At 61.2% G+C, this 9212-nt stretch carries 7 protein-coding genes; 2 read left to right on the top strand and 5 right to left on the bottom strand.

Going from position 1 to position 9212, the window contains the following annotated elements; genetic code table 11:
* Positions 1–337 precede the first annotated feature (337 nt).
* Genes ACFY2X_RS45800 through ACFY2X_RS45810 form a run of 3 tightly spaced genes read right to left on the bottom strand, consistent with a single transcriptional unit; the run spans position 338 to position 4004 of the window.
* Positions 338–1105, bottom strand: a complete 768-nt coding sequence (locus tag ACFY2X_RS45800; protein ID WP_389951332.1) for a hypothetical protein — start codon at positions 1103–1105, stop codon at positions 338–340.
* Entirely contained in the window at positions 1095–3485 is a 2391-nt protein-coding gene (locus ACFY2X_RS45805; RefSeq protein WP_389951334.1) for a hypothetical protein, read from the bottom strand. The genes ACFY2X_RS45800 and ACFY2X_RS45805 overlap by 11 nt, the downstream gene beginning before the upstream one ends.
* Positions 3486–4004, bottom strand: coding sequence for a hypothetical protein (locus tag ACFY2X_RS45810; RefSeq protein ID WP_389951336.1), 519 nt, complete (start codon positions 4002–4004; stop codon positions 3486–3488).
* A 1061-nt stretch (positions 4005–5065) separates the two neighbouring features.
* On the opposite strand from ACFY2X_RS45810, the gene ACFY2X_RS45815 reads away from it, so the two are divergent.
* Together ACFY2X_RS45815 and ACFY2X_RS45820 are read left to right on the top strand one after the other, a co-directional pair.
* Positions 5066–6016: a GIY-YIG nuclease family protein gene (locus ACFY2X_RS45815; protein ID WP_389951338.1), complete on the top strand. Its 951-nt coding sequence runs from the start codon at positions 5066–5068 to the stop codon at positions 6014–6016.
* A 486-nt stretch (positions 6017–6502) separates the two neighbouring features.
* Positions 6503–7453, top strand: a complete 951-nt coding sequence (locus tag ACFY2X_RS45820) for an SMI1/KNR4 family protein (protein WP_389951340.1) — start codon at positions 6503–6505, stop codon at positions 7451–7453.
* 52 nt (positions 7454–7505) lie between these two features.
* Here the strand turns inward: ACFY2X_RS45820 and ACFY2X_RS45825 are convergent, their stop codons facing one another.
* Both ACFY2X_RS45825 and ACFY2X_RS45830 read right to left on the bottom strand, forming a co-directional pair.
* Positions 7506–8789: a tyrosine-type recombinase/integrase gene (locus ACFY2X_RS45825; protein ID WP_389951342.1), complete on the bottom strand. Its 1284-nt coding sequence runs from the start codon at positions 8787–8789 to the stop codon at positions 7506–7508.
* Between the two features lie 80 nt (positions 8790–8869).
* Positions 8870–9061 carry a helix-turn-helix transcriptional regulator gene (locus ACFY2X_RS45830; protein ID WP_389951345.1) on the bottom strand — a complete coding sequence of 64 codons (192 nt, stop codon included), beginning with the start codon at positions 9059–9061 and terminating at the stop codon, positions 8870–8872.
* Positions 9062–9212 lie beyond the last annotated feature (151 nt).

The following is a 9212-nucleotide window of genomic DNA, read 5'->3' on the forward strand; positions in this document are numbered from 1 at the left end:
CTCGGGTACGGCTTCCGCCGTGTGCAGCCGTAGGCCACCGAACGCAACCCTGGATCACTGGCCACGGTCTATTCACGGGTTGATCTTGTGAGCGTTTGGCCAGATACGCCTGGGGACCTCACGATCGACAGGCCCACGCTTGGATGCCAAAAACCCGTCGTCGTATCCGTTGACTGACCTAATACTCCAGCCCCACTGGTCACGTCCACGCTGGTGAACACGGGCCCTTATCATCGGCGCCCGGCTGTCATGCCGGTGATCAGGGTGTGGCCGAGCCGTCCGCCGCCCGCCCCGGCGCCGCAAGGCATGGTCGGACCGCCGCCGGCGCAGACGCCGTTCACCCGCCCCCGGGTTCGCCTGCAGGGGGATGACTCCTCTGCAGGAGCTCTTCCAGGATTTGGGCGACCTCAGTCGCCTGCCTGTGTTGCCCGTATGTCTCGAAGAGCAACTCCAGCACTTTGAGAAGGTCTTGCTTCTCTTTGTCACGGAGGTCTTGGACGAACTTCTGAGTGATCTGGGCCAGCCGTATCCACATCGACTTCTCGTCGTACTCTGCGATCTTCTCGACGAGCGCGATCACGTTGTTGTAACCGTTGCGATCGAGTTGTTCCGGGTACCGCATGAACCAGTAGGCGAGCGCCGATCCTGGATTTCTCACGACCTCCTCGCGGAACTCGGTGACGCGGTCGATGGATGCGTCGAGGTCGGAGGCGACAAGCAGCCCGGCGCGCATCCTGCGCTCGTGGGATGCCGCCACCCGCTCGGTTTCCTCGTTTACCCGCAGCAACACGCTGGCGCCCTCCAGTCGGACCCCGTCGCTGACCACATGCACGATCCGGCCCAGCTCGCTGTTCACCCGGTTTTGCGCATCGCGGAGGCGTATGACGGAGAATCGCTCCGAAACCTGCTCTGCAGCGTCCTGCGCACGTCCGATGGCCAGACTTCCTGCGGCCGCCACGGGGAGCTGGGAGAGGCTCTTCCAGGAAAGCGAGAATTCGGCATTGAAATACAAGCCGGGTAAGGCGCTGGGCAGCATTGCGTTGAACTTGTTATCGTGCAGCGGCTGCCGCCGGAAGCGCCAGCTTCCCATCCAGTCACGAAGCATGCTGTGCATTGGTGCGACTCGTATTCAGTGGATCGATATCCTGGATCTTTTCTTGAAGTACTTGAAAAACGTCATGCCTGGCCGGGTCCCACTCCTTCTCGTCAAGGGTTCGCCAAGCTCCGCGGAGTTCGCCGAGGCGGACCAGACGGCTCCGGCTGATTCGATTGCCGGCCTCACCCACCGCCGCGCGATAGATAATCTCGATGGTCAAGGAACTGAGCGTTGGATCCGATGCCGCCGCGTTCATCCAGGCCCTGAAGATCTTTTGATCTTCGAGACCTGAATTGGGCGCGTCAAGCACCGCTCGCCAGCAGGTCACCAATCGAGAAATGGTCGTATCTTCCGGGTTCGCATGGGCATGCGACAGGATGAGTGGAGTGTCACCAGAATCATCGGAAATTCCGGCGATGGAGAGGAAGGCGTTCACTCCCCGACGACGGCGGGCCGCATCATCCGCATCAATCAATGCGCTCACGGACTCCAGCAGCTCGGTACGGGCATCAGCCTCACACCAGAGGGACTTGACGGCGGACAGGACGTCATTCATCGTTTTCGAGTCTGCGACATCCGCCAGGTAGGCGAGGCGGGTCACCGCCAATTTGGGGTAGACGCGCCCGAGCTCGCCGCCGCAGATCTGTGCGACCACCCGCTGCAGGCCGGGGGTCGATCTCCGTATGCCTCTCTCCGCTTCTCTCTTTGACCACTGCAGAAGCAGGTCGCGCATCTTCCGTCCTAGGTCAGAGCTCAGGGCGATAGAAGTCGCTAATTGGACTGCGAATGGTCGAAGCTTCTCCGCATCCGACCAACTCCGCATGAGATCAGCGACCAGTTTGAAATCGTTCTTTCGCCTTGTCCACCGTACTGCGTAATCGGCTATGCGATTGATAACCGCCATGGTGGCATCGTCATCTAGGTCGCTCTGATGCACCAGAGTCCTCAGCCACACAAGGAACTCTTCTTGGAGATGCTCCCGATCGATCCAGAAGTAGTCGAGTACGGCGTCGGCGAAGCCCGGCCGACGGAAGCGCACCACATCTCCGTCTTCGAGGGTCGCCTTCACCTGGGAAACGAGATGAAGAATCCCGTGGCCGCGCAGACCAACCACATCCAGCGAGTCCCCAAGCTTTGCTGCCAGCTTAGTGGCTTCTTGAAAGATATGTCCCGCAGGGGCACCGTCCAGTACGGAAGCAGCGAGCTGAAATGTCCGCACCTGGCTGTCTTGATTATTATTGTTCCATTCTAGCAGAAAATTTCGCCAGTCCTTGTGAGCAGATACCACCATCTCCCGCATTATTTCGATAACTTTATCTTTTCCTATTTCACCGTTCTCGTCCCTCTTCTTGTCATACTCCGCGAGAAGCTGGTCTCGCGCGTCCCTATTGGCCTGTTTCCAGTACTGCTCCGCATTGATCACCGAGTCGGCCAGTCGCACAGCCTCCGCCGGCGCAGCCTCGCGGAGAAGCCCTACGCTGTCGACATAGGCGATCCAGGATTCAGGATCGTCGACGATGGTCTTCCGATCCTCGCTTCTCGCGGCCTCCAGCCGTCGCCGGAGGATCGCGACAGGGGCAGGATTTTCCAGTTCGACCGCAAGGTGGCTCCCTCCCTCAGAGGCGTTGGCCCAGACCTTCGGTGTCACAATGGCGACCACAATGGAGTTGTGGCGTGCCAGTCCGTCGGCAGCGGCCGCCAGCGACCTGCCAAAACTCCGGCTCAATTCGAGCGAGTCTCTGAAGTCCAGGAGCCAAGCAGTGTCTTTGTGCATCTCCAGGTCTTGCACCTTGAAGTCCGCGCGGGATCCTCCTTGGTACTCATGGGGCCTGATGTCCGGCCGTTGTGCCAAGAGGTATACCGCAGCCATGTGACGCCCGTGATCCTCAGGGGCGACGATGACGGCGATTCTCTTCTCGCGCAGATGGAATTCCACAGCCACGCCATGGAAGGACTTCGACGCCACATAGTTTGCCGCCACTCGTTGCACGTACTCGGGCTTGAGGGCGTGTGGCTCCAGCGCGCGCCGGTAGACATTGAGCTCGATGCCGACGAATTTCCCGTCATTATCTCCGTGCGCATGTTGCTCGACGTAGAGGCTGTGACCCGGCGACGGCAGCGAAACATCGTACGCGGGATACGAGATCTCGTGGCGGGGCATCGTCCCGTCACCGGATTCCTCGTCCTGCTCTTCCGCGAAATCTTCGGCTTCTTCGCCCTCGTCAAAGCTAGTTGGCCGATCTCCCACCGCATCCAGAGCGGGCTCGCCATCCGCCGGGAAGACTTCCTCGGGCGGTTCATCCAGGACAGATAGTTCGGCCCGGGCCTCCAGCGCCTGCGGATCAGAGTGGTAAGGGGACTCGGTCGGATCAGGCCATTGCCGCTCCATCTACCATAGATCCTCTGCCTTGATGCCCGTGACACTACCGGTTTCGGTTACCCTACCGACCCTTTGAACGACGTCCGCAGACCCGTGTATTCGCTTCGCGTCGATCCCGACCATCGGTCCCTCGGCTGTCTCGACGTCCTGGTCCACGCGTGAACCCGAAAGCGGCCGGTTCTCCCCCTTGAAGGTGATGCGCTGTCCGTAGATGTGCTCCAGGATCACCCGTAGCTCTCCGAGCCTTTCCCGTAGCGCTTCGTCTTCCGTCGTGATTCTCGATCGTTCTCGAGAGTAAGTGGACAGGCCACCGTAGAGGCGCATCAACTCGTCGCCGTAGCGCTCTAGAGCGCGCTCATCCACCTTCAAAGGTTGGAGAGTACCTTCCAGGATGGAAGTGTCTGCGACGTTCTCGTCCTTGTCCGCCCCCTTGGAGGCGCGACGGTCGATGAGGGTCTCGGCCCGTCGGAAAAGGAAGTCGAAGGCGCTCGTCACGAACGGCACACCCAGCAAGATCACAGGATCCACGGTGCTCCTTGCTCCTCATCGAAATTTCCTGCCCGGCACGGAACGTAGTGGAGTCTCCCGTGCGGGGGAACCCCTGTAAAGCCGGATCAGCCCAGAGTTAGTTGATTATGGCCGCAATGAGCAAACTCACAGTCTATCGCGCAGGCATCACGAGCCCCCGCCAAACCCCTGCCGCCCTGAGCCGCTACATAAAGGGCAGCAATATCAGGAATTGTGCCATAGAGATAGATTTTGTGCCATTTTGTGCACTTTTCGTCAGACAAGCCAGGCCGCGTCGTCCGTAGGAGGTACATTCGCCAGATCAGCTTAGTACTCCGGCCACACATATTGATCTTTGAGTTGTTGCCGCAGGTAGTGGCTTTGTCGGGCACAGGTCTAGTGACGTCCTCGCCAGTGTGACCAGTGCAAGACGTGGTGCTCATTGAGGGGCGGGTCAGCAAGGCGAACAGACGGCGGATTTCGTTCACGGAGATCGCGGCGAGGCGGCGGGATGCCGGAGTGGCCCGTAAGGCGGGCTCGTCGGCGATGGCGGCGCGGGCGTGTACTCGGGATCCTGCTCCAGTAAGAGGGATATCTTCGATGTGTTCTTTCCTGGCATCGCAGTATTGCAGGAAGGCGCCTGCTTCTGGCGCCGCTCGCGTAGGCCCTGCGCGGCCATATATCAAGCCAGCTCCACACTCGCGGCGGCCAGCCGGCTTCGGCACCGCTGCTTCATGGAGAGCGCGCGCCTGAGGTGCCAGATTTCTCGCTCCTTGCCAGCCTCGGCTAGGGCGACCCGCTCGCGGTCACCGCCCCACACATGATGACGCCATCCGATCGGAGATAGAAAACTGCCCGGACCACCTAATATCTCTTGGCTCTGACGGAATGAGCCTGCATATGCAAGGCTCACACATGCGCTCGGCAATTCATGGGGCGCAACCTGTCCGATCCGTGATCCGGTGTAGTCGGCCCGGAGAGCAGGTAGCGACGCCACGGGCAAGCGGGTACCCGACCGATGATCAAAGTGTCGGTTGCGCCTGGCAAGGTGCCCTTGAGCTAACTCATACTCAGGAGACTCCGTGCCCAAGCACTCCGTCGGCTTCGTCTACGTCGTCAGCAACAAGGCCATCCCGGGGATGGTGAAGATCGGGTTTACGACCAAGTTTGCGGAGGAGCGCGCGGAGCAGCTCTCCTCCACCAGTGTCCCATATCCCTTCGACATCGAGTTCCGCGCGCTTACTTCGCACTGGCGGGCCGTCGAAAAAGAGGCGCACGACCTCCTAGAGCCTTGGCGGGTCAATCCTCGGCGCGAGTTCTTTGCGATCGAGGCTGTGGACGCGATTGAGACAGTGCGGGACGCGCTCCTGGCCAAGGCCGGCATCGACGCCTGGCAAGGCGATGACCAGTACCAAGTGGCACATGAAGATCGAATCGCCTTGGCTCTGATGGAAGGCGATCTCTTCCTGGTCGTGACTTACCCCGATTTCATGGGAAGCGCCGAAATCACCGATCTATGGCAGGCCCACAACGACGGCGACGTACTGGATCTCATGGGAACTCGCGACGCCCACCGTGTCATCGGTATGGGCGATGAAGAGACTGGCGGTGAAAAGGATCCCATCCAGCACCTCGACCGAGACAGCAAAGTCCCCAACGGTCGCATTAACGGCCGAGAGCGCCTGGTCCCTGGTGAGCGGCTGATCTGGTTGCGCGCCTTCGCCAACGGCGCCGCATGCAAGATGGTAATTTTCGAAATGGCCGACCATTGCCAAATAGTCAGCCGCACGTGGAACTCGGGATTCGACTCGACGGGGTCGCCGCTACTCTTGAACACTGTGACGTACGACAAGCTGCCCGACGGAGTGATTCGGACTGCTCAACTGGTCACTCGCCTGCCCCATCCGAGATCATGGTCGCCGAAGACACCAAGGGTAGGCCAAGAGTGGCAGCCTCGCATAGGTGGTCGCCCTGCGGAACGGGAGTATTGGCTGAAGCAGCTCCGTCCTACGAACAAGGAACGCCGCCCCTGATCCCCACACCAGCAATCGTTCCATTCCGGACAATCACGACATAATTTCGAGGGGACAAAAGTCCAAGGTTCTCGGTGGTTGCTCAGCCCATGACGAGGCGGTCCGACGCGGGACATGCGCGGGATGACCACACGAACACCGAGTGCCGTGGAGGGAGTTCTCGCAGGTCATCCCTAATGAGGCCCCAATACAGACCGCGCCCTCCTGAAGCGGGTGTCGCATGTTCGAATCATGCCGGGGTACCTAGTTGACCTTGCTATTTGCCGTGTGACCTGGGAGTTCTTCCCGGGTACGGTTTCCGCCGCGCACAGCCGTAGGCCACCGAACGCAGCCCCGACTCACTGGTCACGGTCTATTCACGGGATGGTCTTGTGAGCATTTGGCCAGGTCATTTCCCTCAACTACAGGCCGACAACTGGCCATCAATGCTCTGATGGTGACAAGGCCTAGGATGATCACACTTCCTCGGCCCTAAGAACAGAGAAGATGAACCCGGTGGATGATCGCGTTGCCCGGATCCACGCCAAGCTCGCTTCCCTCCCCGTAGCCGAGAACGCACGTCTGGGTCCACCACTGACCGAGGCAGACATCGCCGCCTTCGAGGTCAATCACGGCATCACGCTGCCCGAAGAGTATCGGCAATTCCTCACCCAGGTAGGACATGGCGGCTACGGACCCACCTACGGCCTGCTCACCCTCGACCGTTGGAGCGACGCGAACAGTCCTCACATTGATGACGACCTACTCGCTCGTCCCTTTCCCTTCTCTCCCGACACCGAGCCCCCTACCGACTGGGTCACGCGCTACGGCCTTGACGGCATTTTCCCGGGCGCAGTGACCGTTGTCTACGGAGGGTGTACCGACTACACCTTGCTCGTCGTCACTGGCCCCTCTCGTGGAAGGCTGGTAGAGGTCAACGGGGACGACTGCTTTCCGCCTCGCTTCTACACCGATGCCGACCTCCTGACCTGGTATGAACGCTGGCTCGACTTCGTTCTCCTCGGTCATACCAACCTGAACTGGTTCACCGAGCAGTTGGCCGGAGACCCGGAGACGCTGACGGCCACATTGCTGACCCACCCGTCCCCCGCATGGCGACGTGCCGCCGCCTGCACTTTCATCACCTATCCGCGACCTGGGGAGATCGCGCTCAATGCGCTCGCCCGTGCACTCGGCAGTGACCCCGACGACATCGTCCGCGAGATGGTTTTACGTGCATTGCGGGCCCAGGACGAACAAGGCAATCTACTTGTCTCCGCCCTTACTGATCCGAGTCCGAAGGTGCGCTCTCTCGCTGTCATCCTCCTCCCCGTACAGACCTCCGACGGTTTGGCCCTAGACGCGAACCATCGCACGCTTCTCACTGAGCGCCTTGCTGTGGAAGACGATCCTGACATCAGCGCCACTATCCGGCGTACCCTGGAGAACTCGTCGTAGATAGGAATGTGAAAAGGCCCCGACTTTCCGGGGCCTCTTCAGATATGTCTGATCATGTCTCCAGGGCTTGGGTGATCTGCCCGTTCGCGCGAGCACGCTGCCCCTCGATGCACTTCGCATAGACACGAAGAAGTACGTCAACGCCATGTCCGGCACGTTGGGCCACCTCAGTCGGCGGAACTCCCGCGTTCAGCCATAGGGAAACCGCGGCGTGCCGAAGGTCGTACGGCCGGGCCGCCAGCGGAGAAGCGATCAGTTCGACGGTGAACGCCAGCCGCCGGGCTTCCTGCCAGACGCCGGAGTACGCCGAGGAAGAGAAAGGCCGACCTTTGCTCGTGCGAAAGAGCCTGCCATCCCTCTCGGCACCATGCTTCTCGATGTGCTCTCGGAGGATCGCGACGAGGACCGGAGGGATCGGGATCTCCCGAGTGTCGTCCTTGGCTCGGTGCTTGAGACCGCGTTCGTCATGGGTCTCCCCCGTGTTCGTCCACCGCTTGTTCGCCTGCGGACGCGCCTTCTCCAGGGTGATCAGGCCCCAGCCTTGAGCGGGAAGATCGCAGTTCTGCCGACACAGCCCCGAGGCCTCTTCCGGGCGGAGCGCCGCGTAGTACATGCAGGCGAACATGGCCACCATCCGGGGACCGCGCGTCCAACCTACGTGCTTCACGGCATCGAGCAGTTCCCGCACCTGATCCGGGTTGACCACCGTCCGAGGATCGACGGACCCGGTGGCTTTCGGGGGCTTCCATTTCACCGCGTGCAGCGGGTTCGCAGACAGCATTTTGAGTTCCACCGCGTACTCCATCATGTGATGGAGTACGGCCCGCTTGCGCCGTACTGTGTTGGCTGCCGCCGGCTCGCCGTCGAAACGGAGGGCGATCGCGTCGAGGGCTGAGCGGATCGTGACCGGTTCCAACAGGTCGACGAGAGGCAGAGATGCCGCTTCAAGCCAGCTGAACGCCGCTTTGTGCTCAGGCCGCAGTTCGCCGCGTCGCCGGTCGGGCAGGAAGGCGTACTCCCGCAGTACCGCGCGGAGGTCCTCATCATCAGGCCTGCCCGGAAGGTCCTTCGTGAGCACGGGGACGAGAGACAATAAGGCGTACGTCATCGTCTCCCGGGTCCGGGCCGCCGAGTGGACCCAACGGGCCGCCATGTACGACCGCGCGAAGTCGAAGAAGGTCGGCCCAGAGTCAGCCCCTGAGGTGGCCATCGACTCGGGAAGGCCAGTCGCAAGGTCGAACGGCTCCCCCTTCTTGGCAGCCTGTCGGAGGTCCGAGAGGAAGTTCTCGGCGAGGGCCTTGGTCTTGAAGGTCTTGGACTTCTCCTTGGGCCCCACCTTCCACCGGACGATGTAGGACAGCGTCTTGCCCGAGGACTTGCGGCGGAGATCCCAGATCTTCACGTCGTAGGAGACGGTCATGCCGCCTCCCGGAGGGTGTTCAGCCAGGCCGCGAAGTCGCTCCGCCAGATACGGATCTCGCCGTTGGGCAGCTTGATGCACTTGGGCGCGTGGCCGAGTTCGCGCCAGCGGTAGAAGGTCCGGCGAGAGAGCCCGCCCAACTCGTCGAGCACCTGGGGAACGGTGAGGAGTTCGTCACGCCGACTCATCGGCGTCACCTCCGAAATTCGGAGGAGCTGCAAGAGGAATTCCGGTAAGCGCGCTTACTAGTGCCGCATCAGGCAACGTTCGCCCCGTTGTGACGTGTCGTCTGGTTGCGGTACCGGGCGGCGCTGGGCGGTCAGAATGGTCCCGTGGCTG

Source organism: Streptosporangium sp. NPDC000396 (assembly GCF_042898655.1).
Taxonomy (GTDB): Bacteria; Actinomycetota; Actinomycetes; order Streptosporangiales; family Streptosporangiaceae; genus Streptosporangium.

Excerpts from the sequence above, each read along its gene's own strand:
- ACFY2X_RS45800 (WP_389951332.1), bottom strand. The coding sequence starts at position 1,105 with ATGCTTCGTGACTGGATGGGAAGCTGGCGCTTCCGGCGGCAGCCGCTG.
- ACFY2X_RS45805 (WP_389951334.1), bottom strand. The coding sequence starts at position 3,485 with ATGGAGCGGCAATGGCCTGATCCGACCGAGTCCCCTTACCACTCTGAT.
- ACFY2X_RS45820 (WP_389951340.1), top strand. The coding sequence starts at position 6,503 with ATGAACCCGGTGGATGATCGCGTTGCCCGGATCCACGCCAAGCTCGCT.
- ACFY2X_RS45830 (WP_389951345.1), bottom strand. The coding sequence starts at position 9,061 with ATGAGTCGGCGTGACGAACTCCTCACCGTTCCCCAGGTGCTCGACGAG.